The organism is Variovorax paradoxus (assembly GCA_016806145.1).
Lineage (GTDB): Bacteria > Pseudomonadota > Gammaproteobacteria > Burkholderiales > Burkholderiaceae_C > Variovorax.
Map to the genome: position 1 here is coordinate 216,357 of CP063166.1, position 25,854 is coordinate 242,210.

The 25,854-nt window shown below is 69.5% G+C and carries 20 protein-coding genes; 17 read left to right on the top strand and 3 right to left on the bottom strand.

Annotated features, from left to right (window positions below; translation table 11 throughout):
* The first annotated feature begins 20 nt into the window (after positions 1-20).
* The 4 genes from metH (at position 21) to INQ48_01080 (ending at position 6,048) form a co-directional block, all read left to right on the top strand.
* A complete protein-coding gene (metH, locus tag INQ48_01065) occupies positions 21-2,735 on the top strand; it encodes a methionine synthase (protein QRF60565.1) in 2,715 nt (904 codons plus the stop codon).
* A 106-nt stretch (positions 2,736-2,841) separates the two neighbouring features.
* Positions 2,842-4,629 (top strand): hypothetical protein, encoded by a 1,788-nt coding sequence (locus INQ48_01070; GenBank protein QRF60566.1) that lies wholly within the window; start codon positions 2,842-2,844, stop codon positions 4,627-4,629.
* On the top strand, positions 4,626-5,642 hold the full coding sequence (locus tag INQ48_01075; GenBank protein ID QRF57887.1) for a glycosyltransferase: 1,017 nt from the start codon (positions 4,626-4,628) through the stop codon (positions 5,640-5,642). Before INQ48_01070 ends, INQ48_01075 begins: the two co-directional genes overlap by 4 nt.
* Positions 5,643-5,646: 4 nt before the next feature.
* A complete protein-coding gene (locus INQ48_01080) occupies positions 5,647-6,048 on the top strand; it encodes a GtrA family protein (protein ID QRF57888.1) in 402 nt (133 codons plus the stop codon).
* Positions 6,049-6,060: 12 nt separating this feature from the next.
* Here INQ48_01080 and INQ48_01085 read toward each other — a convergent pair whose 3' ends face one another.
* Genes INQ48_01085 through INQ48_01095 form a run of 3 tightly spaced genes read right to left on the bottom strand, consistent with a single transcriptional unit; the run spans position 6,061 to position 8,769 of the window.
* On the bottom strand, positions 6,061-7,260 hold the full coding sequence (locus INQ48_01085; protein ID QRF57889.1) for an amidohydrolase family protein: 1,200 nt from the start codon (positions 7,258-7,260) through the stop codon (positions 6,061-6,063).
* The gene (locus tag INQ48_01090) at positions 7,206-7,976 is read right to left on the bottom strand and encodes a TetR family transcriptional regulator (GenBank protein QRF57890.1); all 771 of its coding nucleotides are present in this window, start codon (positions 7,974-7,976) and stop codon (positions 7,206-7,208) included. The genes INQ48_01085 and INQ48_01090 overlap by 55 nt, the downstream gene beginning before the upstream one ends.
* A 19-nt stretch (positions 7,977-7,995) precedes the next feature.
* Entirely contained in the window at positions 7,996-8,769 is a 774-nt protein-coding gene (locus INQ48_01095; GenBank protein ID QRF57891.1) for a ferredoxin--NADP reductase, read from the bottom strand.
* Between the two features lie 305 nt (positions 8,770-9,074).
* Here INQ48_01095 and INQ48_01100 point away from each other — a divergent pair, with 305 nt between their 5' ends.
* The 13 genes from INQ48_01100 (at position 9,075) to INQ48_01160 (ending at position 25,688) form a co-directional block, all read left to right on the top strand.
* Complete coding sequence (locus tag INQ48_01100) at positions 9,075-10,700, top strand: 6-hydroxynicotinate reductase (protein ID QRF57892.1); 1,626 nt, start codon at positions 9,075-9,077, stop codon at positions 10,698-10,700.
* 149 nt (positions 10,701-10,849) lie between these two features.
* Positions 10,850-11,743 (top strand): UPF0280 family protein, encoded by an 894-nt coding sequence (locus tag INQ48_01105; protein ID QRF57893.1) that lies wholly within the window; start codon positions 10,850-10,852, stop codon positions 11,741-11,743.
* 21 nt (positions 11,744-11,764) lie between these two features.
* On the top strand, positions 11,765-12,409 hold the full coding sequence (locus INQ48_01110; GenBank protein ID QRF57894.1) for an amino acid synthesis family protein: 645 nt from the start codon (positions 11,765-11,767) through the stop codon (positions 12,407-12,409).
* Between the two features lie 46 nt (positions 12,410-12,455).
* The gene (locus INQ48_01115; protein QRF57895.1) at positions 12,456-13,040 is read left to right on the top strand and encodes an amino acid synthesis family protein; all 585 of its coding nucleotides are present in this window, start codon (positions 12,456-12,458) and stop codon (positions 13,038-13,040) included.
* A 75-nt stretch (positions 13,041-13,115) separates the two neighbouring features.
* Positions 13,116-14,321, top strand: a complete 1,206-nt coding sequence (locus INQ48_01120) for an ABC transporter substrate-binding protein (GenBank protein QRF57896.1) — start codon at positions 13,116-13,118, stop codon at positions 14,319-14,321.
* 202 nt (positions 14,322-14,523) lie between these two features.
* Positions 14,524-16,452, top strand: coding sequence for an ABC transporter permease (locus tag INQ48_01125; protein ID QRF57897.1), 1,929 nt, complete (start codon positions 14,524-14,526; stop codon positions 16,450-16,452).
* Positions 16,453-16,513: 61 nt separating this feature from the next.
* The gene (locus INQ48_01130; GenBank protein ID QRF57898.1) at positions 16,514-17,278 is read left to right on the top strand and encodes an ABC transporter ATP-binding protein; all 765 of its coding nucleotides are present in this window, start codon (positions 16,514-16,516) and stop codon (positions 17,276-17,278) included.
* Positions 17,275-18,018, top strand: coding sequence for an ABC transporter ATP-binding protein (locus INQ48_01135; protein ID QRF57899.1), 744 nt, complete (start codon positions 17,275-17,277; stop codon positions 18,016-18,018). Before INQ48_01130 ends, INQ48_01135 begins: the two co-directional genes overlap by 4 nt.
* Positions 18,019-18,096: 78 nt before the next feature.
* Positions 18,097-18,822, top strand: coding sequence for a bifunctional nicotinamidase/pyrazinamidase (pncA, locus tag INQ48_01140; GenBank protein ID QRF57900.1), 726 nt, complete (start codon positions 18,097-18,099; stop codon positions 18,820-18,822).
* A gap of 79 nt (positions 18,823-18,901) precedes the next feature.
* Positions 18,902-20,062 (top strand): ABC transporter substrate-binding protein, encoded by a 1,161-nt coding sequence (locus tag INQ48_01145; protein QRF57901.1) that lies wholly within the window; start codon positions 18,902-18,904, stop codon positions 20,060-20,062.
* On the top strand, positions 20,040-20,546 hold the full coding sequence (locus tag INQ48_01150; protein ID QRF57902.1) for a (2Fe-2S)-binding protein: 507 nt from the start codon (positions 20,040-20,042) through the stop codon (positions 20,544-20,546). The genes INQ48_01145 and INQ48_01150 overlap by 23 nt, the downstream gene beginning before the upstream one ends.
* Positions 20,543-24,292: a molybdopterin-dependent oxidoreductase gene (locus INQ48_01155; GenBank protein QRF57903.1), complete on the top strand. Its 3,750-nt coding sequence runs from the start codon at positions 20,543-20,545 to the stop codon at positions 24,290-24,292. The genes INQ48_01150 and INQ48_01155 overlap by 4 nt, the downstream gene beginning before the upstream one ends.
* A 205-nt stretch (positions 24,293-24,497) precedes the next feature.
* Positions 24,498-25,688 carry a fumarylacetoacetate hydrolase family protein gene (locus INQ48_01160; GenBank protein QRF57904.1) on the top strand — a complete coding sequence of 397 codons (1,191 nt, stop codon included), beginning with the start codon at positions 24,498-24,500 and terminating at the stop codon, positions 25,686-25,688.
* Positions 25,689-25,854: the final 166 nt, after the last annotated feature.

The following is a 25,854-nucleotide window of genomic DNA, read 5'->3' on the forward strand; positions in this document are numbered from 1 at the left end:
CCGCGCCTTCCGTTCCTCCCATGAAGCTGTCCGGTCTCGAACCGGTGGCCATCGGCGAGGGCTCCCTGTTCGTCAACATCGGCGAGCGCACCAACGTCACCGGCTCCAAGGCCTTCGCGCGCATGATCCTCAACGGCCAGTTCGAGGATGCGCTGGCCGTCGCGCGCCAGCAGGTCGAGAACGGCGCGCAGGTGATCGACATCAACATGGACGAGGCCATGCTCGACAGCAAGGCCGCGATGGTGCGCTTCCTCAACCTGATCGCCAGCGAGCCCGACATCGCGCGCGTGCCGGTGATGGTCGACAGCTCGAAGTGGGAAGTGATCGAGGCCGGCCTGCGCTGCATCCAGGGCAAGGGCATCGTCAACTCGATCTCCATGAAGGAGGGCGTGGACAAGTTCAAGCACGAGGCCCGCCTCGTGAAGCGCTACGGCGCGGCCGCCGTGGTGATGGCCTTCGACGAGAAGGGCCAGGCCGACACCTACGCGCGCAAGATCGAGATCTGCGAGCGCGCCTACCGCATCCTGGTCGACGAGGTGGGCTTCCCGCCCGAGGACATCATCTTCGACCCGAACATCTTCGCGATCGCCACCGGCATCGAGGAGCACGACAACTACGCGGTCGACTTCATCAACGCCGTGCGCTGGATCAAGCAGAACCTGCCGGGCGCCAAGGTCTCGGGCGGGGTGTCGAACGTGAGCTTCAGCTTCCGCGGCAACGACCCGGTGCGCGAGGCGATCCACACCGTGTTCCTGTACCACGCGATCCAGGCCGGCATGGACATGGGCATCGTCAACGCCGGCATGGTCGGCGTCTACGACGACCTCGAACCCGAGCTGCGCGAGCGCGTCGAGGACGTGGTGCTCAACCGCCGGCCCGACGCCGGCGAGCGCCTGGTCGAGGTGGCCGAGAGCGCCAAGAGCGGCGCCAAGGACGACAGCAAGAAGCTCGAGTGGCGCGGCACGCCCGAGCAGCCGGTGCACGTCAACCAGCGGCTGTCGCACGCCATGGTGCACGGCATCACCGACTTCATCGTGGAAGACACCGAGGAGGCCTACCAGCAGATCCTCGCCAAGGGCGGCCGTCCGCTGCACGTGATCGAGGGGCCGCTGATGGACGGCATGAACATCGTGGGCGACCTGTTCGGCCAGGGCAAGATGTTCCTGCCGCAGGTGGTGAAGTCGGCGCGCGTGATGAAGTCGGCCGTGGCCCACCTCATCCCCTACATCGAGGAGGAGAAGCGCCAGGACGAGGCCGCGGGCCGCGACGTGCGCACCAAGGGCAAGATCATCATCGCCACCGTGAAGGGCGACGTGCACGACATCGGCAAGAACATCGTCACCGTCGTGCTCCAGTGCAACAACTTCGAGGTGGTGAACATGGGCGTGATGGTCCCGTGCCACGAGATCCTCGCCAAGGCGAAGGTCGAGGGCGCGGACATCGTGGGCCTGTCGGGCCTGATCACGCCGAGCCTGGAAGAGATGCAGTACGTGGCCGGCGAGATGCAGAAGGACGACCACTTCCGCATCAGGAAGATCCCGCTGCTGATCGGCGGCGCCACCACCAGCCGCGTGCACACGGCCGTGAAGATCGCGCCGCACTACGAAGGCCCGGTGGTCTACGTGCCCGACGCCTCGCGCAGCGTGAGCGTGGCGCAGTCGCTGCTGAGCGACCAGGCCGCGGCCTACATCGGCGAGATCAACGCCGACTACGAGAAGGTGCGCACGCAGCACGCCAACAAGAAGCAGGTGCCGCTGTGGCCGCTGGCCAGGGCGCGCGCCAACAAGACGCCCATCGACTGGTCGAACTACGTGCCGCCCGCGCCCAAGTTCATCGGCCGGCGCGTGTTCCGCAACTTCGACCTGACCGAGCTCGCGAAGTACATCGATTGGGGCCCGTTCTTCCAGACCTGGGACCTCGCGGGCCCGTTCCCGGCCATCCTCAAGGACGAGATCGTCGGCACCGAGGCCGTGCGCGTCTACGCCGACGGCCAGCGCATGCTCAAGCGCCTGATCGAGGGCCGCTGGCTCAGCGCGAGCGGCGTGATCGGCTTCTGGCCGGCCAACACCGAGAACGACGACGACATCGTGCTCTACACCGACGAGTCGCGCAGCGAGGCCGCGCTCACCTGGTACGGCCTGCGCCAGCAGACCGAGAAGCAGGAGATCGAGGGCACGATGCGCCCGAGCCGCTGCCTGGCCGACTTCGTCGCGCCGCGCGAGAGCGGCCTGAAGGACTACGTGGGCATGTTCGCCGTGACCGCGGGCCTGGGCGTGGAGAAGAAGGAGAAGTACTTCGTCGACGACCTCGACGACTACTCCGCGATCATGCTCAAGGCGCTGGCCGACCGGCTGGCCGAGGCCTTCGCCGAGGCCATGCACCACCGCGTGCGCACCGACCTCTGGGGCTACGCGGCCGACGAGGCGCTGAGCAACGAGCAGATGATCGCCGAGAAGTACCGCGGCATCCGCCCCGCGCCCGGCTACCCGGCCTGCCCCGACCACAGCGTGAAGAAGCCGATGTTCGACCTCCTGAACTGCACGGACATTGGCATGAGCCTGACCGAAAGCCTCGCTATGATGCCGGCCGCCAGCGTGTCGGGGTTCTACCTCGGGCACCCCGACAGCACGTACTTCAACGTAGGCAAAATCGGCCATGACCAGCTGCAGGACCAGGCGGTGCGCCGCAAGGCGAGCGAATCCGAACTGGAACGGCTGCTGGCGCCCAACCTCTGACGGCGCGCGGCGGGCCCTTCCGTTCCCCCGCGCCGCCGCCATCCACGCCGCCCGCCCCGCGGGCCGCTGAACCGATCCAGGCTTCCGGGGGATTCCCATTCAGACACTGCTCTTCATCCTCGCGCACCATGCGGCGCTGGCCCTCTTCGTGGCCGGCGCCTGGGGCTTCGGTGCCACCGTGCTGGCGCGCTTCGGGGCGCCCGCGCGCCGCGACGCCTGGCTCGAGGGCGCGATCGCGACCACGCTCGGCGTCGGCCTGTTCATCGTCGCCTTCCAGGCGCTGGCCATCGCCGGCGCGCTGCGCCAGGGCGCGGTGCTCGCGCTGCTGGGCGCCGGCATCGTGCTGGCGCTGCTGCGGCTGCCCGGCTGGCGCCGCGAGCTGAAGGCGCGCGCCGCGCTCGCGCCCGCGCAGCCGGCGCCGACCCTCGGCGAGAAGTGCGCGTTCGCCGCGCTGCTGCTCGTGGGCCTGCCCACGCTGTTCTCGCCGCTGGCGCCGCCGGTGGCCTTCGACGAGGTGATGTACCACCTGCCGTATGCGCGCCAGGTCGCGCAAAGCGGCACGCTGGGCGTCTACGAGTGGCTGCGCTACCCCTGGTTCCCCTACAACTACGACCTGCTCTACGCCGCCGCGCTGACGGTCTACGACGACGTCTTCACCCACTTCATCCACGGCCTCGCGGGCTGGCTGTCCGTGCTGATGATCTACCGCCTCGGCCGGCTGCACGCCAACCGCTACATCGCCTGCATGGGTGCTGGCATCTGGCTCGCGCTCGGCGACTACCCCAACTCGTACATCGACATGGGCGTGGCGCTGTTCGTGCTCGCGGCCTTCGTCGCGCTGTGGTGGTGGGACGAGGGCCACGTACTCGAACCGGCGCCCGGCGGGCCGCGCCACGGGCGCGCGCGCTGGCTGCTGCTGGCCGCCTTCTTCCTCGGCGTGGCGGCGGGCTCCAAGTACCAGGCGCTGATCTTCCTGCCGCTGGTGGCGGTGTTCGTGGCGCGGCGCGAGCGCCGGCCGCTGCCGTGGCTCGCGGCCCTCGGGCTGTTCCTGGCGCCGTGCATCTACTGGTATGCGCGCAACTACCTGCAGACCGGCGATCCGTTCAACCCGATCGGCGCGCGCGTGTTCGGCTTCACCAACTGGAACATGGCCGACTACACGCAGCAGCTGGCCGACGTGCGCGACCACGCCAACATGCCCAACGGCCTGTTCTGGCCGCTGCTGCTGGTGCCGTTCAGCCCGCTGTGGCGCCCGGGTCCGGTGCGCGCGGCCTTCGTGTTCTGCCTCTACTCGCTCGTGATCTGGGTCGCGACCTCGCGCTATCCGCGCTACATGATGGCCTCGTTCCCGCTGCTCGCGCTGATGGCCGCCGTGGGCTGGCACACGCTGCTGGGCTGGGCCGGTGCCTTCGTGCGGCGCCGGCTGCCGGCGCTCGCGCGCGGGCGCACGCCGGGCGTCTTCGGCGGGCTGCTGATGGTGGTGCTCGCGGGCTTCGCGCTCGCGCATTCGGTGCGCGACGTGCGCATGATCTCGCCCACGCCCGCCTCGCGCGAGGCCTTCCTCGCCCAACGCGTGCCCGGCTACGAGGTGCTGAGCCAGCTGCGCGCCAACCCCGTGGGCCGGCTCTACCAGGTCGGCCTCAACGACTCGATCTACTTCGCGCCCAACCCGGTGTGGGGCGACATCTTCGGGCCCTTCCGCTACTCGGACTACCTGTACCTGCCGGCCGACCAGCTCGCGCGCAAGCTGGCCTCGCAGCAGTTCGGCTCGATCGTGATCCAGACCGCGCTCGCGCCCTACGTCCACACCAAGCCCGACTTCGACAAGTACTTCAGCCTGATCGTCGAGAAGGATGGTGTGAAGGCCTACCGCATACTCGCGCCCACGCCATGACGACCGCCGACCGCCTCGCTTCCTCCACGGCCGCCGCCGCGCTCTCGCCGCTGCCGCCGGCGCTGCGCATCGCCGCCATCATCCCCTGCTACAACGAGGCGCTGGCCATTCCCAAGGTGGTGGCCGACTTCCGTGCCGACCTGCCCGAGGCGCAGATCCACATCTTCGACAACAACTCCACCGACGGCACCGCCGAGGTCGCGCGCGCCCATGGCGCGCACGTCGTGCACGTGCCGCTGCGCGGCAAGGGCAACGTGGTGCGGCGCATGTTCGCCGACGTGGAGGCCGACATCTACGTCATGGTCGACGGCGACGCCACCTACGACCTCTCGACGGTGCGCGAGATGATCCGCATGCTGGTCGACCAGAAGCTCGACATGGTGGTGGGCGCGCGCGTCGACGACCAGAGCGATGCCCAGACCTACCGCCGCGGCCATCGGCTGGGCAACCAGATGCTGACCGGCGCGGTCGCGGGCCTGTTCGGCGGCAGCTTCACCGACATGCTGTCGGGCTTTCGCGTGTTCTCGCGCCGCTACGTAAAGTCCTTTCCCGCTCTGGCCAAGGGCTTCGAGATCGAGACCGAACTCACCGTGCACGCGCTCGAGCTGCGCATGCCCTACGCCGAGGTGCCCTCGGTCTACCGCTCGCGGCCCGAGGGCTCGGTGAGCAAGCTGTCGACCTACCGCGACGGCTGGCGCATCCTCGTCACCATCTCCAAGCTGTTCGTGAGCGAGCGGCCGCTGATGTTCTTCGCGATCCTCGCGGGCCTGCTCGCGCTGGCCGCGGTGGGGCTCGCGATCCCGCTCGCGATGACCTTCTGGGAGACCGGCCTGGTGCCGCGCCTGCCCACGGCCGTGCTGGCCACCGGCCTGATGCTCAGCGCGATGCTCGCGCTGGTCTGCGGCGCGGTGCTGCACACCGTGACCATCGGCCGGCAGGAGGCCAAGCGGCTGCGCTACCTCGCCATGCCCGCGGCCGGTTCCGAGTCGTGGCAAGACGGCGCCTGCGGCTGAGGCGATGAGGCAGGTCGGGCGCCAGTTCCTGCTGTTCGCCGTGGCCGGCGTCGTGGGCTTCGGTGTCGACGTGGCGGTGCTGTACCTCGCCGCGCCGCTGCTGGGCTGGTACGGCGCGCGCGTGCTGTCCTTCCTCGCGGCCGCCACCACCACCTGGGTGATGAACCGCCACCTGGCCTTCGGCGACCGCCATGCCGGCACCAGCCTGTGGCGCGAGTACCTGGGCTATCTCGCGACCATGCTCGGCGGCGCGGTCGTGAACTACGGCGCCTACGTGCTGGTGCTGCATTCGGCGAGCGGCCGCTGGGCGCCGATGCTCGGCGTGGCCGTGGGCAGCGGCGCGGGCATGGTCGTGAACTTCCTCGCCGCGCGCTATTTGGTCTTCAAGACACGGCGCTCGCCCTGAGCGCCGCGCGCCTCAGTGCGCGCCCGACACCACCACCGGGATCTCGGTCGCCGGCGGCGTGTTGCGGCTGCGGCCGCAGCGCACGATGCCGTCGATCATCACCATGCCCACGCCCGGGATGTCGCCGAGCTGCACGCTCTCGAGCAGGCCCGGCGCGGGCGAATGCTGCGCGCGGTCCATGAACACGAAATCGGCATCGCGGCCGACCTCGATCAGGCCGCAGTTGAGCTTGCGGATCTTCGCGGTGTTGCCGGTGGCGAAGCAGAACACCAGCTCGGCCGGGATGTTCGCGATCGACGACAGCATCGCGACCATGCGCAGGATGCCCAGCGGCTGCACGCCCGAGCCCGCGGGACCGTCGGTGCCGAGGATCACGCGGTGCGGGCACTTGAGTTCGAGCGCCGCCTTGGCCGCCGCGATCGCCACCTTCTCGTTGCCGTTGTGCACGATCTCGATCGCGCGCGAGCTCTTCTCGCAGAGCTCGCACACGTGGGCCTCGGGCAGCGAGGTGTGGCCGCCGTTGATGTGGCCGATGACGTCGGCGTCGGCCTCGAGCACCACGTCCTTGTCGATCAGGCCCGAGCCCGGGATCGATGGGCCGCCGGTGTGGATCGTGCTCTGGATGCCGTACTTGCGCGCCCAGGCCACCATCTCCTTGGCCTCGTAGCCGGCCTTCACCGAACCCAGGCCGACCTCGCCGAGCAGGCCCACGCCGGCCTCGGCGAGCTCCTTGAAGTCGCTCTCGACCATGCCCTTCTCGATCACCGGCGCGCCGGCCAGCACCTTCACGCCGCCGGGGCGGAAGTTGTCGAAGGCGCGCTGTGCCGTGATGGCCAGGGCCTTCAGGCCCACGATGTCCTTGGGGCGGCCGGGCAGGTGCACTTCGCCGGCCGAGATCATGGTGGTCACGCCGCCGTGCATGGTGGAGTCGATCCAGCCGAGCTGGCCCTGGCGCGGCGTCCAGTCGCCGAACACCGGGTGCACGTGGCTGTCGATCAGGCCGGGCGCGACGCAGGTCAGGCGCGCGTCGATGACGGTCTTCGCGCCCTCGAGGTCGCAGTCCTTCTGCTTGCCGATGGCGACGATCAGGCCGTCGTTCACCACGATGGTGTCGGCGTCGAGGATGGGCTTGTCGATGTCGCCCGAGAGCAGCAGCCCTATGTTCTGGATGACGACCTTGCCCGACTTTCCGCTGCTCGCGATTTCTGCCATTTCGTGTTGTCCTCGTCGTGGGGGGGAGTGTTGTTGTCCTGCAGATCGTCCGCGCGCACGGTGCGCAGCACGGTCTCGATCACGAAGTCTTCCCAGTGCCGGATCGCGTCCGGCGACTCGAGCGGCTCGCCCAGGAAGGCCGTGAGCGTGTGGCGGTTGGAGGTGTAGAAATAGCCGGTGGACGCGATCAGCAGGTAGATGTCGCGCGCCACGAGGTCCTTGCGGAACAGCCCCTGGGCCGCGCCGCTCGCGAGGATCTCCGAGATGATCGCCACCGCCCGCGACGAATACTCGCGCGCGCGCAGCGACTTCGAGATGTGCCGGCCCTTGTGCAGGTTCTCGGTGTTGAGCAGCGTCACGAACTCGGGGTTCTTGCGGTAGTAGCCGAGCACGAAGCGGATCACTTCGGTGAGCGCCTCCACCGGGCGCGAGGCGTCGAGCGCGATCGCGGCCTCGGCGTCGTCCATGCGCTGGTAGATGCCCTCGAGCACCGCGATGAACAGGCCTTCCTTGCTGCCGAAGTAGTAGTAGATCATCCGGTCGTACGACTTGGCGGCCTTGGAGATCTTCTCCACGCTGCCGCCGTCGTAGCCGTACTTGGCGAACACCTTGGTCGCCGACTTGAGGATGCTGTCGCGCGTGGCCTGGGCCGCGGCCTCGCGCACGCCGGTGCGGCGCTGGGGCTTGGGCTTGGTGATGGAGCGGCTGTCGGCCATCGAGCGCGCGGCGTCCTGCTTACTTTTCCGCGAAGGCGCGTTCGACGACGAAGTCGCCCGGCGTCGAGGTGTTGCCTTCCTTGAAGCCGCGTGCCTCGAGGATGTGCTTGAGGTCGACCAGCAGGCCCGGGCTGCCGCACAGCATCACGCGGTCTTCGGCGGCGTTGATCGGCGGCATGCCGAGGTCGTCGGTGAGCTTGTTGCTCGAGATCAGGTCGGTGATGCGGCCCTGGTTGCGGAACTCCTCGCGCGTGACCGTGGGGTAGTACAGCAGCTGCTTGGCGACCATCTCGCCGAGGAACTCGTGCTTGGGCAGGTGGTCGGTCACGAGGTCGTGGTAGGCCAGCTCGTCGACCTGGCGCACGCCGTGCACCAGGATGACCTGCTCGAACTTCTCGTAGGTCTCGGGGTCGCGGATCACGCTCATGAACGGGGCCAGGCCGGTGCCGGTGCCGAACAGGTAGAGGCGCTTGCCGGGCAGCGTGTAGTCGATCAGCAGCGTGCCGGTGGGCTTGCGGCCCACGATGATGGTGTCGCCCACCTGGATGTGCTGCAGCCGCGAGGTCAGCGGGCCGTCTTCCACCTTGATGCTCAGGAACTCGAGATGCTCCTCGTAGTTCGGGCTCACGATGCTGTAGGCGCGCAGCAGCGGCTTCTCGTTGACGCGCAGGCCGATCATCGTGAAGTGGCCGTTGGAGAAACGCAGCGCCGGGTCGCGCGTGGTGGTGAAGGTGAACAGGCGGTCGGTCCAGTGGTGGACGCTCAGGACCTTCTCTTCGCTGAATGCACTCATACGGAACTCAATAGTGGTGAATGACGGGGGGTTGGCTGAGCCGGGATGCACGCCCTTGGGGCGCCAGGTGCCGGCCGGCTCCGAACCCTCCATTGTCGTTGGTCGGAAAAACCCCGATGAACATCGCGAGAAAACACCATTGCAAGCATCGGGCCCGTTTGCTACATTGACTCTCAATGTAGTGAATGCAACATGAAAGTGTAGGGGATGCTACACAAACGAAAGGCCCCGCACAAGCGCACATGCGGCACGTTTGTTGCAAACCCCGCCACAACGATTTGCAGCCAACAAGAGGTCGCCCCCCGATGACGGAACACACGAAGACAGACGGATTGCCGGGCATGGACGTGCCGGTGGTCGCCGAGGCCGGCCCCGGCGGTTTCGGCAAGGCGCCGTTGCGCAACGAGCGCATGAGCGCGGCCAAGGTCGAATGCAATGCCTGCCCGGTGTTGTGCCAGATCTCCGACGGGCGCACCGGCGCCTGCGACCGCTATGCCAACCGCGAGGGCGTGCTGGTGCGCGTCGATCCGGTGGTGCTGCTGCGCCGCCAGCTCGCGAGCGATGCGCCCGCGCTGGTGGCGTTCGACCGCACGGCGGCGGCCGAAGACGGCAGGGCCAAAGAGTCATCGCCCGACTGGAATGGCGACCTGCTGCATGCCGACGAGGTCTTCGTCACCGGCGTCGGTTCCTCCACCACCTATCCCGACTACAAGCCCGCGCCCTTCATCGTCGCCTCCAAGGCGCAGGGCGTGGACATGGTCACCGTGGTCACCGAGGGCATCTTCAGCTACTGCAGCTTCAAGGTGAAGATCGACACCGACCGCTTCCTCGGCGCCGAGCAGGCCAACGTGCGCTACCGCGGCGAGGTGGTGGGCCACGTCACCACGGCCGAGTACGGCTCGCAGATGCTGTCGCTGGGCGGCGTGCACCACCTCACGGGCGGCAGCAAGAAGGAAGGCCGCATGACGGCCGAGCTGATGCAGCTGCTGGGCAACAAGAAGGCCATCGAATGCACCATCGACGGCGGCGCCAGCCTGGTGATCCAGGCCGGCAAGGCGCCGATCGTCAACGGCGTGGAGGAGCAGCGCATGCGCGTGGGCTGCGGCTCCGCCGCGGTCGGCATCTTCGCGCGCCAGTTCGCGGGCGTGGCCGACGAGGTGGTGGTGGTCGACGACCACATCACCGGCGTGCTGACCGAGCACCAGGCCGGCCGCTGCCTCGACATGCCGCCCTCGGGCATCCAGATGCTGGGCCGCAAGTCGACGCCGGGGCGCTACTTCCAGGTCGCCAATCCGGGCAACGGCTGGGGCGGCACCGACATCGCCGATCCGCTGTCGATCATCGAGGGCTGGGAGGAGGGCGTGGCCAAGCCCGGCCTGCGCCTGCTCATGACCTCGACCACCGGCGAGCATGCGCAGTGGTACGTGCTCGACGACGCGCTGCAGCCCGTCGAGCAGCCGATGCCTCCCGAGGTGAAGCGCATCGTCGAGCGCATCGGCGAGAACTGCGAACCCTCGCTGTGCACCGTGCTGTTCCTCGGCGGTGCCGGCGGCAGCCTGCGCGCGGGCGTCACCGAAAACCCGGTGCTGCTCACGCGCGCCATCAAGCGCGCGCTGGTCAACGTCACCTGCGGCGGCGCGCCGGCCTATGTGTGGCCGGGCGGCGGCATCACGGTGATGGCCGACGTCATGCGCATGCCCGACAACAGCTTCGGCACCGTGCCCACGCCCGCGATCGTCGCGCCCATCGAGTTCAGCATGCGGCGCGCCGACTACGAGGCGCTCGGCGGCCACATGGAGCATGTCTTCCCGCTCGAGCAGGCGCTCGCGCGCGGTGCGTGGCAGGAAGACGGCGCACCGCTCGCGCGCCAATGGCTCGTCATCGACGAAGCCAACCCGTGGCCGCTGGGCCACGCGCCCATGCTGGGTTGAGCGATGCCTGTCTTGCAGCTGGCAGTGGCTCTTGCTCCTTCCCCCTCTGGCGGAAGGCCGGGATGGGGGCAGGCCCCGCGTCCCATGGAGGCGCCGCGTGCCCTCACCCCAACCCTCCCCCAGCGGGGGAGGGAGAAACACCCGCAGCCATGAGCGCCCAACGCACGGCGCTCGACGAGCACCGCTGGCACTTCAACCACGGCCCGATCGACATCGTGGCCGAGGCGCACGGCGACCGCTACGCGGTGGCGGCCGCGCACGATGCGGCCTGGGCGCGCTTCGCGCACGTGCTCGACGAACTGGTGCACGAGCTGCCGCTGCTGCGCCTGCCGGTCACCGACAAGATGCGCCCGCGCGGCGTGGTGGCGCGCCGCATGTGGGATGCCTGCGCGGCGTTCGCGCCGACCTTCATCACGCCGATGGCCGCGGTCGCGGGCTCGGTGGCGCAGGAACTGATCGCCTTCTACCAGCGCCCCGGCATCGAGCGTGCCTGGATCAACAACGGCGGCGACATCGCCGTGCATCTCGCGCCGGGCCAGACCGCGCGCGTGGGCGTCTACGCGGACCTCGCGCGCTTCGACTGGCGCGATGCCAATGGCCTCGTCGACACCGACGGCCAGTTCGAACTGCGCGCCGACCAGCCGGTGCGCGGCGTCGCCACCAGCGGCTGGCGCGGGCGCAGCTTCTCGCTCGGCATCGCCGACAGCGTGACGGTTCTGGCGGCCACCGCGGCGCAGGCCGATGCGGCCGCGACCGTGATCGCCAACGCGGTCGACGTCGACAGCGATGCGATCCGCCGCGTGCCCGCGAGCGAGCGCAAGGACAACAGCGACCTCGGCGACACGCTCGTCACCGTCGACGTGCCGCCACTGCCCCCCGCGCAGGTGCGCAGCGCACTCGATACGGGCGCGGTGTGCGCCCGCGTCCTGCAACAAGGCGGGCTCGCATGGGCCGCTCTGCTCGTTTGCCAGGGGCAGTGGCGGCTGGTCGAGCCCTTATGCTCGAAGCTAGGCTTCCGTGCAGTTGGTTCAGTAATTGCTTAACGAAAAGCAAGGTTCTTTTTCATGATCGATATCCGCCGAGTCTTCACCCAGGTCGAGCACATCCACCACGAGTTCGGGCCGCGTGCCCAGACGCCGCTGGTGCGTGGTGCCATCGCCGCCGTGCTGACCAATCCCTTCGCGGGCCGCTACGAGCCCGACATCCTGCCGATGATGAGCCTGCTCGATCCGGTGGGCCTCGAGATGGCGCACAAGCTGCACGCCGCGATGGACGTGCCGCTCGAGCAGCTCGCCACCTACGGCAAGGGCGCCATCGTCGGCGCCGCGGGCGAGCTCGAGCATGGCGCGCTGTGGCACGTGCCCGGCGGCTATGCGATGCGCGAGCTGCTCGGCTGGAAGGGCGACCGCGTCGCCTATGCCAAGGGCACCGTCGACGAGAAGAAGACCGGCCAGCCCGGCAATGCGCTGTCGATCGTGCCCTCGACCAAGAAGGTCGGCGCGCCCGGCGCCACGCTCGATGTGCCGCTGACCAACATCAACGCCAGCTACGTGCGCGGGCAGTTCGATGCGATCGAAGTGCGCGTGCCCGGCGCGCCCGCGGCCGACGAGATCGTGTTCATCCTCGCGATGAGCACCGGCTACCGCGTGCATGCGCGCGTCGGCGGCCTGCTCGCCGAGAACATCGCCAAGTGGGACGGCCTGCGCTGAGCCCGTGTACGAAGAGACAAGAAGAGAAGCCAAAGGAAATCCAGACATGACCGCCAACATCCGCAAGCTCGTCGTCCAGGTCGACGAAACCCGCAAGGAAATGGGCCGCGACATCGCGCCGCCCACGCGCCGCGCCGTCGCCATCGCCGTGATCGCCAACCCCTACGCGGGCCGCTACAGCGAGAACCTCGACGAGCTGATCGCGATCGGCGAGGAGCTCGGCGCGCTGCTGGGCCAGAAGGCCGTGAAGGCGCTGGGCATCGAGCCCGGCCAGGCGCAGAGCTACGGCAAGGCCGCGATCGTCGGCGAAGGCGGCGAGCTCGAGCATGCGGCCGCGATCCTGCATCCCAAGCTCGGCGCGCCGCTGCGCGTGGCGGTCGAGAAGGGCGCGGCGCTCGTGCCCTCGGCCAAGAAGCTCGGCACCCTCGGCACCGCCATCGACGTGCCACTGGGCCACAAGGACGCGGCCTTCGTGCGCAGCCATTTCGACGCCATCGAGGCCCGCGTGTCCGACGCCCCGCGCGCCGGCGAGATCGTGGTGGCCGTGGCGGTCACCGACAGTGGCCGCCCACTGCCGCGCATCGGCGGCCTGCAGGCCGGCGAGATCAAGGGCGAAGACGGCCTGCGCTGAGGCGACACTCCACCTTTCCACCGATTTCCTTCGTTCCCCTTTCCGTTTTTCTCGAACCCCACCAGGAGCTTCCCGATGATCCCCTTGCGCCATGTTTTCAGCGCGGCTTCCGTCCTGACCCTGACCTGCGCCCTCGTCCCCGCGCACGCCCAGGGCGTGATCAAGATCGGCGAGATCAACAGCTACAAGGCGCAGCCGGCCTTCCTCGAGCCCTACAAGAAGGGCATGGAACTCGCGGTCGACGAGATCAACGCCAAGGGCGGGGTCAATGGCCGGAAGATCGAACTGATCAGCCGCGACGACAACGCCAACCCCGGCGATGCGGTGCGCGTGGCCGAGGAGCTGATCTCGCGCGAGAAGGTCGACGTGCTCGCGGGCGCCTTCCTCTCGAACACCGGCCTGGCGCTGACCGACTTCGCGAAGCAGAAGAAGTTCTTCTATCTGGCCGCCGAGCCGCTGACCGACAAGATCGTCTGGAGCAACGGCAACCGCTACACCTACCGCCTGCGTCCCTCGACCTACATGCAGGTCGCGATGCTCGTGCCCGAGGCCGCCAAGCTCAAGAAGAAGCGCTGGGCCATCGTCTATCCCAACTACGAGTACGGCCAGTCCTCGGTCGCGACCTTCAAGACTCTGCTGAAGGCCGCGCAGCCCGACGTGGAGTTCGTCGCCGAGCAGGCGCCGCCGCTGGGCAAGGTCGATTCGGGCAGCGTGGTGCAGGCGCTCGCCGATGCCAAGCCCGACGCAATCTTCAACGTGCTGTTCGGCGCCGACCTCTCGAAGTTCGTGCGCGAGGGCAACACCCGCGGCCTGTTCAAGGACCGTGAAGTGGTCAGCGTGCTGACCGGCGAACCCGAGTACCTCGATCCGCTGAAGGACGAGGCACCCAATGGCTGGATCGTGACCGGCTATCCGTGGAACGGCATCAAGACGCCCGAGCACAAGGCCTTCCTCGACGCCTACCAGGCCAAGTTCAAGGACTACCCGCGCCTGGGCTCGGTGGTCGGCTACAGCGCCATCCACTCGATCGCGGCGGGCATCCAGAAGGCCGGCAGCACCGACACCGAGAAGCTGGTCGCGGCCTTCAAGGGCCTGCAGCTCGACAGCCCCTTCGGCAAGATCAGCTACCGCGCGCAGGACAACCAGTCGACCATGGGCGCCTACGTGGGCAAGACCAAGAACGACGGCGGCAAGGGCGTGATGGTCGATTACGTCTACCTCGACGGCGCCAAGTTCCAGCCGAGCGACGACGAAGTCAAGAAGATGCGCCCCGCCGACTGAGGTCGGAGCGCTTCCGGTTTTCGCCGGCAGACCGTTCACGCCGAGCTCGTCGAAGCGCCGCACCCCGGCTTCGACAGGCTCAGCCCGAACGGTTGACGTGGATCGCAGGCCATTCGATGCGAATGGCGCCTTGTCATCGTGGCCGAAGCGGTGCGCGACGCACTTCGACGCACCCCAGTTTCCAGTTCCTCGGGATCCTTGAATGAGCTTTTCAGGCTTCGTTGTTCAGTTGCTCAACGGGTTGGCCGGCGCCTCGTCGCTGTTCTTCGTGGCGGCCGGCCTCTCGTTGATCTTCGGCGTGACGCGCATCGTCAATTTCGCCCATGGGTCCTTCTTCATGGTCGGCATCTACCTCGCGTACACGCTGGTCGACAAGCTCGGCGCGAGCCTGGGCTTCTGGCCCGCGCTGCTGATCGCGGCGGTCGCGGTCGGCGTGCTCGGCGCGCTGATCGAGGTGCTGCTGCTGCGCCGCATCTACAAGGCGCCCGAGCTGTTCCAGCTGCTCGCCACCTTCGCGCTGGTGCTGGTCATCAAGGACGCGGTGCTGTGGCTCTGGGGCCCCGACGAGCTGCTGGGCCCGCGCGCGCCCGGCCTCAAGGGCTCGGTCGAGATCCTCGGGCGCCAGTTCCCCTCCTACGACCTGTTCCTGATCGTGGTCGGCCCGGTGGTGCTGGGCCTGGTCTGGCTGCTGCTCACGCGCACGCGCTTCGGCACGCTGGTGCGCGCCGCCACGCAGGACCGCGAGATGGTCAGTGCGCTGGGCGTGAACCAGGCGTGGCTGTTCACCGCGGTGTTCGCGCTCGGCGCGCTGCTCGCGGGCCTGGGCGGCGCGCTGCAGCTGCCGCGCGAGCCCGCCACGCTCGAGATGGACCTCAACACCATCGGCGCCGCCTTCGTGGTGGTGGTGGTCGGCGGCATGGGCTCGCTGCCCGGCGCCTACGTGGCCGCGCTGCTCATCGCCGAGATCAAGGCCGTGTGCATCTGGCTCGGCGTGGTGCAGATCTTCGGCATCGACGTGTCCTTCTCCAAGCTCACGCTGATGGTCGACTTCCTCGTGATGGCGGCCGTGCTGGTGTGGCGCCCGTGGGGCCTGTTCGGCCGCGCGCAGGCGCCGAGCCGCTACGTCGGCATGCAGGAGGAACCGCTGCGCCGCCCCGGCAACCTCTACCTGGCCGGCGCCGCGGTGCTTGCGCTGGTGCTCGCCGCGCTGCCCGTGCTCACGGCCGGTTCGCCCTACACGCTGGTGCTGATGATCGACCTGCTGATCGCGGCCCTTTTCGCCACCAGCCTGCACTTCATCATGGGCCCGGCCGGCATGCATTCGTTCGGCCATGCCGCCTACTTCGGCCTCGGGGCCTACGGCGCCGCGCTGCTCGCGCGTTCGCTGGGCCTGCCGATGGAACTCACGCTGGTGGTCGCGCCGCTGGTGGCCGCGCTCGGCGCCTTCGTCTACGGCTGGTTCGCGGTGCGGCTGTCGGGCGTGTACCTCGCGATGCTCACCCTGGCCTTCGCGCAGATCACCTGGGCCATCACCTACCAGTGGGACAGCTTCACGGGCGGCAGCAACGGCCTCACGGGCGTCTGGCCCTCGGCCTGGCTGTCGGACAAGCGCGCCTACTACTGGCTCACGCTGGTGCTGGTGTCGGCCGGCGTCTGGTGGCTGCGCCGCGTGCTGTATTCACCCTTCGGCTACACCCTGCGCGCGGGCCGCGACTCGGTGCTGCGCGCCGACGCCATCGGCATCGACGTCAAGCGCATGCAGTGGGCCGCTTTCGTCATCGCGGGCGCGGTGGCGGGCCTGGCCGGCGCGCTGTTCGCGTTCTCCAAGGGCAGCATCTCGCCCGAGACGCTGTCGGTCGGCAAGTCGGTCGACGGCCTCGTGATGGTGCTGCTCGGCGGCATCCAGACGCTCGCGGGCCCGGTGGTCGGCGCCGTCACCTTCACCTGGCTGCACGACACCGTGGCGCGCAACACCGACTACTGGCGCGCGATGCTCGGCGCCATCATCCTGATCCTGGTGCTGCTGTTCCCGCAGGGCATCGCGGGATCGATCAAGCAGCTCGTGGAGCGCCTGCGCGCGCCCAAGGAAGAGAAGGCCGCCGATGCCAAGCTCGAGGAGGTGAAGGCATGAGCGCCGCGCCGGGCCGTCCCAAGCAAGCTCGCACCGCAGTGCGAAGCACGGAGGTATTTCAATGAGCCTGCTCAAGGTCAACAACCTCGGCAAGTCCTTCGGCGGCGTGAAGGCCGTCGACGGCATCAGCTTCGAGCTGCCCCCGGGCGAACTGCTCGCGCTGATCGGCCCCAACGGCGCCGGCAAGTCCACCACCTTCAACATGGTCAACGGCCAGCTCAAGGCCGATCAGGGTTCGATCACGCTCGACGGCCAGGAGCTCGTGGGCCGCAGGCCGCGCGAGATCTGGCGCATGGGCGTGGGCCGCACCTTCCAGATCGCCGAGACCTTCGCCTCGCTCACCGTGGTCGAGAACGTGCAGATGGCGCTGCTCTCGCACGACCGCAAGCTGTTCTCGATGTGGCGCCGCGCCGCCGAGCACAAGCGCGACGAGGCGTTGGCGCTGCTCGACCAGGTCGGCATGAAGTCGCAGGCCGACCGGCCCTGCAGCGTGCTGGCCTATGGCGACGTCAAGCGCGTCGAGCTCGCGATCGCGATGGCCAACAGTCCCAAGCTGCTGCTGATGGACGAGCCCACGGCCGGCATGGCGCCGAAGGAACGCAACTCGCTGATGGCGCTGACCAAGCAGCTGGTCATCGACCGCGGCATGGCCGTGCTGTTCACCGAGCACAGCATGGACGTGGTGTTCGCCTATGCCGACCGCATGATCGTGCTGGCGCGCGGCCGCCTCATCGCGCAGGGCAAGCCGCTCGAGATCCGCGACCACCCGAAGGTGCAGGAGGTGTACTTCGGCAGCGGCAAGACCTTCGAGAAAGCAGCGGCATGAATACGACGAACGCCTCCGAACCCCTGCTCCAGGCCAAGGCCCTGTGCGCCTGGTACGGCGCCGCCCAGATCCTCTACGACGTCGACCTCGAGGTGCGGCGCGGCGAGGTGGTCGCGCTCATGGGCCGCAACGGCGCCGGCAAGTCGACCACGCTCAAGGCGCTGATCGGCATGCTCGGCAAGCGCCGCGGCGCGGTGCGCTTCCTGGGCCACGACATCTCGAAGAGCGAGCCGCACCACGCGGCGCGCCTGGGCCTGGGCTTCGTGCCCGAGGATCGGCGCGTGTTCACCGACCTCACGGTGATGGAGAACCTCGAGGTCGGCAAGCAGGCCGCGCGCCGCTGGGCCGACGGCAGCGAGGCGCCGCTGTGGACGCCCGAGCGGCTGTTCAAGCTGTTCCCCAACCTCGGCGAGATGCCGAACCGGCCCGGCGGGCGCATGAGCGGCGGCGAGCAGCAGATGCTGACCGTGGCGCGCACGCTGATGGGCAACCCCTACCTGGTGCTGCTCGACGAACCGTCCGAAGGCGTGGCGCCGGTCATCGTCGAGCAGATGGCGAACATGATCCTCGAGCTCAAGGCGCAGGGCGTGAGCATCCTGCTGTCGGAGCAGAACATGCACTTCGCGGAGCTGGTCTCCGACCGTGCCTACGTGCTCGAGAAGGGCCAGATCCGCTACCACGCCACCATGGCCGAGCTCGCGGCCAACGAGGAAGTGCGGCGCGCGTACCTGAGCGTCTAGTTGTACGAGTCGAATGCGTCCGCGGGCGCATTCCTTGCAGGGTTTCGTTTCCATCAACGCAAGCACGGAGCACAGACCATGAACGACACGCACCGCAGACGCTTCCTCCAATCCACGGCCGCCCTCGGCCTGCTCGGCGCCTCGGGCGCGCTCTTCGCCGCCGGCGCGAAGATCAAGCCCGGCGACAAGGCCGTGCTGATCGTGGTCGACGTGCAGAACTGCTTCATCGACGGCGGCACGCTGCCGGTCAAGGGCGGTGCCGACGTGGTGCCGGTCATCAACCAGCTGGCCGCCTCGTTCCAGAACATCGTGGTCACGCAGGACTGGCACACCCAGGGCCATGCCTCGTTCGCGAGCGCGCACGCGGGGCAGAAGCCCTTCAGCAGCATCAAGCTGAACTACGGCAACCAGGTGCTGTGGCCCGACCACTGCGTGCAGGGCACGGACGACGCGGCGCTGCACAAGGACCTCAAGCTGCCGACCGCGCAGCTGATCATCCGCAAGGGCTTCCACGCCGACGTCGACAGCTACTCGGCCTTCGAGGAGGCCGACCGCAAGACCTCGACCGGCCTGGCCGGCTATCTCAAGGCGCGCGGCATCAAGACCGTGTTCGTGACCGGCCTGGCGACCGACTTCTGCGTCGCCTGGACCGCGCTCGATGCACGCAAGGCCGGCTTCGATGCCTACGTGATCGAGGACGCCACGCGCGCCATCGACCTCAACGGCTCGCTGGCCGCGGCCTGGAAGCAGATGAGCGCCAAGGGCGTGAAGCGCATCCAGTCGGCCGACATCCAGGGCGCCTGAGAAGACGACAGGGACGCCCGGCGCTGCGCGGGCCCCCGCCGCGCATCGACACACCACAACTGCGAGACAAGACGACCCCATGACGATTTCCCTCTCCAGGCGCTCCCTGGTGGCCGGCGGCGCGGCCCTCGCGCTCGGCCCCGGCCTGCTGTCCGCCGCGCGCGCCGAGAACGGCGTGAGCGACGGCGCCATCCGCATCGGCCAGTCGGCCGTCTTCAGCGGCCCGGCCAAGGACTTCGGCATCGACTACCGCGCCGGCATCAAGCTGCACTTCGACCGCGTCAACAAGGGCGGCGGCATCAACGGGCGCCGGCTCGAGCTGGTGAGCTACGACGATGTCTACGAACCCGCGAAGACCGCACTCAACACCGCGAAGCTGATCGACGAGGACAAGGTGTTCGCGCTCACCGGCTACGTCGCCACCGGCAACCTCGCGGCCGCGATGCCGCTGGCCGAGAAGGCGGGCGTGCCGATGTTCGCGCCGCTGGTGGGCACCACCTCGTTCCGCACCAAGACCAACCGGCTGCTGTTCCACGTGCGCGCGGGCTACGACCTCGAGCTGCGCAAGATCATCAGCCACCTGTCGACCATCGGCATCCAGTCGATCGCGGTGGTGCACCAGGACAGCGCCTTCGGCAAGTCGAACCTCGCGACCTGCGAGGAACTCGCGGCCGACTACAAGGTGAAGGTGGTCAAGACCTTCCCGCTGGCGATCGCCGCCGAGGATGCGAAGCCGGTGGTCGCGGGCCTGGCCGAGGCCAGGCCGGGCGCGGTCGTGATGATCATGGCCGGGCGCCAGGTCGAGGTCTTCATGCGCGACTACCGCGCGAGCGCGGGCGGCGCGCCGCTGTACACGCTGTCGGTGGGCATCACCGACGCGGCCGGCTCGGCGCAGCGGCTCGAGGGCAAGCTCGCGGGCCTGGTCACGGCCAGCATCGTGCCGCCGCCGCAGGCCGTGCGCGTGCCCATCGTGGCCGAGTACCAGCGCGACCGCGCCGAGTTCGGCGAGAAGATCGACAGCTACACCGCGCTCGAGGGCTACATCGTCGCGCGCGTGATGGCCGAGGGCCTGCGCCGCGGCGGCAAGGCGCTCACGCGCGAGAGCTTCGTCGCGGGCCTCGAGAGCATCGGCAGCACGCGCTTCGGCGACTTCCCGATCGAGTACGGGCCGAGGAACCACAACGGCTCGAACTTCGTGGACCTGGAGATGTACACCCGTGACGGCCAGCTGCGGCGCTGAGGGCCGTGCCGAACCGCTGCAGCTGAGAGTCAACGGCCGCGCGCAGGCGCTCGCGGTGCCGCGCGAGGCCTCGCTGCTGCAGGTGCTGCGCAACGACCTCGGCCTCAACGGACCCAAGTACGGCTGCGGCCTCGGCCAGTGCGGCGCCTGCACGGTGCATGTCGACGGCATGGCCGCGCGCGCCTGCGTGATCCCCGCGCACGGCGTGGCGGGCCGCGCCATCACCACGCTCGAGGGCCTGGGCACGCGCGGCGACTGGCACCCGGTGCAGGCCGCCTTCGAGGAGGCGCAGGCCGCGCAGTGCGGCTACTGCCTCAACGGCATGGTGATGCAGGTGGCGGCATTGCTGGCGCGCGAGCCGGGCGCCAGCGAGGCGCGCATCCGCAGCGAGCTCTCGGGCAACCTGTGCCGTTGCGGCACGCACATCGAGATCCTCGACGCGGCGCAGCGCGCGGCCCGCCAGCTGCGGGCGACGCAGCCATGACACGGCGCGCCGACCTGCCGCGCACGCGCGCGGAGTTCCTCGCCGCCGAAGGCGTGCTGCTGGTGGTGCGCGAGACCCCGCCGGCGCCGCCGCCGGCCAAGGGCCAGCCGGCGTTCATCGCGGGCAATCCCGCCGAGGGCGACGAGGTGCTGCTCGCGGTGTGGGACGACGGCAGCGCCTCGGCGCTCAACGGCCACGTCGACCTCGGCACCGGCATCCAGACCGCGCTGGGCCAGATCGTGGCCGAGGAGCTCGAGCTCGGCATGCCCTGCGTGCGCGTGATGCTTGGCGACACCGCGCGCGCGCCCAACCAGGGCGCGACCATCGCGAGCGCCTCGATCCAGATCCACGCGCAGCCGCTGCGCCTCGCGGCCGCGCAGGCGCGCGCCTGGCTGCTCGCGCGCGCGTCCGAGCAATTGGGCGTGGCCGTCGAGGCATTGCAGGCGCGCAACGGCATCGTGCGCGTGGCCGAGTCGCCCGACCGGCACCTGAGCTATGCCGAACTGGTGGCGGGCCAGCGCACCGTGCTCAAGCTCGATGCGAAGGCGCAACCCAAGGACCCGGCCGACTACCGCGTGGTCGGCACGCGGCAGGCGCGCGTCGACATCCCGGCCAAGCTCGCGGGCGAACTGGTCTTCGTGCACGACATGCGCGTGCCGGGCATGCTGCACGGCCGCGTGGTGCGCCCGCCCTATGCGGGCGCCGACCACGGCGACTTCATCGGCAACACGCTCGAGTCGGTCGACGAATCGTCGATCGCCCACATTCCCGGCATCCGCGCGGTGGTGGTGATCCGCGACTTCGTCGGCATCGTGGCCGAGCGCGAGGAGCACGCCGAGCAGGCGCTGCGCGAACTGCGCGTGCGCTGGAAGCCCTGGCCCGGCATGCCCGGCCTCGACGACCTCGCGCAGGCGCTGCGCGACAACCCCTCGACGCAGCGCCTCTTGGTCGACGAGGGCGACGTCGACGGCGCGATCGCGCGCGCGGCGCATCCGATGCCGCGCACCTATGTCTGGCCCTACCAGATGCATGCCTCGATCGGGCCCTCGTGCGCGCTGGCCGAATGGCAGCCCGAGGACGGCAGCGGCATGCAATTGCGCTGCTGGGCCGGCACGCAGAACCCGCACGTGCTGCGCGCCGACCTCGCGAAGCTGCTCGGCGTGCGGGACCTGCAGGTCGACGTGGTGCGCATGGAAGCCGCGGGCTGCTATGGCCGCAACGGCGCCGACGACGTGGCCGCCGATGCCGCGCTGCTCGCGCGCGCCGTGGGCGCGCCGGTGCGCGTGCAGCTCACGCGCGAGCAGGAGCATGCGTGGGAGCCCAAGGGCGCCGCGCAACTGATGGAGATCGATGGCGGCCTCGCGGCCGATGGCAGCGTCGCGGCCTACGATTTCCAGACCTCCTATCCGTCGAACGGCGCGCCCACGCTCGCGCTGCTGCTCACGCGCGCCATCGAACCGGTGGCGCAGGCCTACGAGATGGGCGACCGCACCGCGCGCCCGCCCTACGGCTACGACAACCTGCGCGTGAAGGTCAACGACATGGCGCCGATCGTGCGCGCCTCGTGGCTGCGCGGCGTGTCGGCGCTGCCGAGCTCGTTCGCGCACGAGTCGTACATCGACGAGCTCGCGACCGCGGCCGGCGTCGACCCGGTGCAGTTCCGGCTGCGCCACCTCGAGGACCCGCGCGCGATCGAGCTGGTGGAGGCCACGGCGCAGAAGGCCGGCTGGCGGCTGCGCACCGGCCCGCAGGAGAACGCCGATGGCGGGCTCGGTGCCGGCGGCGACATCCTGTTCGGCCAGGGCTTCGCCTATGCGCGCTACGTGCACAGCAAGTGGCCCGGCTTCGGCGCCGCCTGGGCCGCCTGGGTGGCCGACGTCGAGGTCAACCGCCGAACCGGCGAGGTGCATGTGCGCCGCGTGGTGGTGGGGCACGACGCGGGCCTGCTGGTCAATCCCGCGGGCGTCGAGCACCAGGTGCACGGCAACGTGATCCAGACCACGAGCCGCGCGCTCAAGGAGCAGGTGCAGTTCGCGCCGCAGTCCGGGCCGGCCGAGGGCGGCGAACGACTGCCGGGCGTGCTGCCCTCGGGCGTGGTCGCGAGCCGCGAATGGGGCAGCTACCCGATCATCAACTTCCGCGAAGTGCCGGTGATCGAGGTGATGCACATGCCGCGCCCGGGCGAGCCGTCGCTGGGCGCGGGCGAGTCCTCGTCGGTGCCGGGCACGGCGGCGATCGCGAACGCGATCTTCGATGCGACGGGCGTGCGCTTCAGGGCGCCGCCGTTCACGCCGGAGACGGTGCTGGCGGAGTTGAATCGGGGGCTGTTGCCTTCCCCTGCGGGAGACGGCGGGGCGGGGGGGGCGTCGCGGGTCGATGGTGATGCCGCGGTGCCCCCATCCCGGCCTTCCCCCAGAGGGGGAAGGAGCAAGGCCATCTGGCCACGGGGCAAGGGTTTGTGGGCCACGGGCGCGGCGCTCGTGGTCGGCGGCATCGGCGTCGTCGCGGGCCTGCTCGGCTGGCGCTCGTCGATCGCGCCGGTGTCGCTCACCGCGCCGGTCTACAGCGAGGCCACCATCGAGCGCGGCCGCGTGCTCGCGGCGCTCGGCGACTGCGCGGTCTGCCACACCGCGCCGGGCGGCGCGCCCAACGCCGGCGGCCGCGCGATGGACACGCCCTTCGGCACGCTCTACACCACCAACCTCACGCCCGATGCCGAGACCGGCCTCGGCCGCTGGTCCTTCAGCGCCTTCCAGCGCGCGATGCGCGAGGGCGTGTCGCGCGACGGCCATCACCTCTATCCGGCCTTCCCCTACACCGCCTTCGCGAAGACCAGCGACGACGACCTGCAGGCGCTCTATGCCTACTTCATGGCGATGCCCGCGGTGCGCGCCGAAACGCCGAAGTCCGAACTCAAGTTCCCGTTCAGCCTGCGGCCGCTGATGGCCGGATGGAACGCGCTCTTCCACGATCCCGCGCCGCTCGCGCCCGTGGCCACGCAGAGCGCCGAGTGGAACCGCGGTGCCTACCTCGTCAACGGCCTCGGCCATTGCGGCGCCTGCCACACGCCGCGCAACGCACTCGGCGCGGAGCAGGGCGGCAGCGCCTTCCTGTCGGGCGCGATGGTCGATGGCTGGGAGGCGCCGTCGCTCACGATGCGCTCGAAGTCCGCCATGCCCTGGGATGCCGAGTCGCTCTACCGCTACCTGCGCGACGGTCATTCGCCGCGCCACGGCATCGCGGGCGGCCCGATGGCCGAGGTGGTGCGCGAGCTCGGCGCCGTGCCCGATGCCGACATCCGCGCGATGGCGACCTACCTCGTCTCGTTCAATCCCGAGCCCCTGCCCGAGGCCGCCGCGCAGGCCGAGGCGCGGCGCATCGTCGACACCGCGGCGCGCACGCAGGGCCGGCTGCTCGGTCCCGCGCAGCGCATGTTCGACAGCGCCTGCGCCGCCTGCCACCACGACGGCGACGGTCCCACGCTGCTGGGCGTGAACACGCCGCTCGCGCTCAACGGCAACCTCGCGAGCGCGAAGCCCGACAACCTGCTGCGCACCATCCTCGATGGCGTGCGCCATCCCGCGACGCGCGACATCGGCTTCATGCCGGCCTTCCGCGACGCGCTCGACGACCGCCAGATCGCCGAGCTCGCGGGCTACATGCGCGCGCGCTTCGCGCCGCAGGAGCCCGCCTGGCCCGACCTGCAGGCCGAGGTCGCGCGCGTGCGCGCGGCGCCGGGGCACTGACAGCCGAATACGGGCAGCCGAACGCAGAAGGAATACCAAAGGAGCGCAGAAGTCGCAGAAGAGCAAGCCAATTTTTCTGGCTGTTCTTCTGCGACTTCTGCGCAACCTTCGCGACCTCTGCGTTCGGCTGTCCGCATTTCGCCTGCGCCCGCACGGCGCTACGATGCCCGCGCATTCCTTCCAACCACCAGAGACAACCAACGCCATGCCACTCGATCTCCAGACCGCCACCAGCCTCCCGCAAGACGCCGACCGCGCCACCCTCGTTGGCCGTCTCTGGCAACCGGGCGTGGGCCCCGTGCTCGTGGCCGTGCAGGGTGACGGCCTGCACGATCTGTCGCGGCTCGCGCCCACGATGAGCGACCTGCTCGAGCGGCAGGAGCCGCCCGCCGAGGCCGTGCAGCGCTTGCTGCGCAGCGGCCAGGCACCGCGCATCGCCGCGCTGGCCGAGGTGCTCGCCAACAGCGACGGCGGCGCGCGCGACGAGGACCGGCCCTGGCTGCTCGCGCCCTGCGACCTGCAGGCCGTCAAGGCCAGCGGCGTGACCTTCGTCGCGAGCCTGCTCGAGCGCGTGATCGAGGAACAGGCGCGCGGCGACGCATCGAAGGCCGAGGCCACGCGCGCTGCGCTCGGCGGCGTGCTCGGCGACAACCTCGCCGACATCGTGCCGGGCTCGCCCGAGGCGATGAAGGCCAAGGAGGTGCTGATCGCGCAGGGCGCATGGTCGCAGTACCTCGAGGTCGGCATCGGGCCCGACGCGGAGATCTTCACCAAGGCGCCCGTGCTCTCGTCGGTGGGTACCGGTGCCGACATCGGCATCCACGCGGCCTCGGTGTGGAACAACCCCGAGCCCGAGGTCGTGCTCGCTGTCAACAGCCGCGGCGAGACCCTGGGCGCCGCGCTCGGCAACGACGTCAACCTGCGCGACTTCGAAGGCCGCAGCGCGCTGCTGCTGGGCAAGGCGAAGGACAACAACGCCTCGTGCGCGATCGGTCCGTTCATCCGGCTGTTCGATGCGCACTTCGGCATCGCGCAGGTGCGCCGCATCACGGTCGCGCTCGAGGTGCGCGGTCCCGAGGGCTTCGTGCTCGAGGGCTCGAGCTCGCTCGCGAAGATCAGCCGCGATCCGCTCGACCTCGTGGCGCAGGCCATCGGCATCCATCACGACTATCCCGACGGCCTCATGCTGTTCCTCGGCACGATGTTCGCGCCCACGCAGGACCGCCACGGTCCGGGCCAGGGCTTCACGCACACGGTCGGCGACATCGTGCGCATCGCGGCGCCCGAACTCGGCGCGCTCGTCAATCGCGTCGCGCATGCCGACAAGGCCCCGCGCTGGACCTTCGGCATCGGCGCGTTGATGCGCAACCTCGGCGCGCGCGGCCTCCTGCATTGAGTTCTGTCATGGTGCCGTCATGCACCGTTAAGCCGTACTGTGTAACGATCTTTGAAGATGTACTTCTTTGTGATTCATAGACGGCACGATGACCTCAGATGTAGTTGACCGGCTCCTCGCTTCCACTCAAGATAACTAAAGATTCGTTAATGTTTTGATTGGTTGA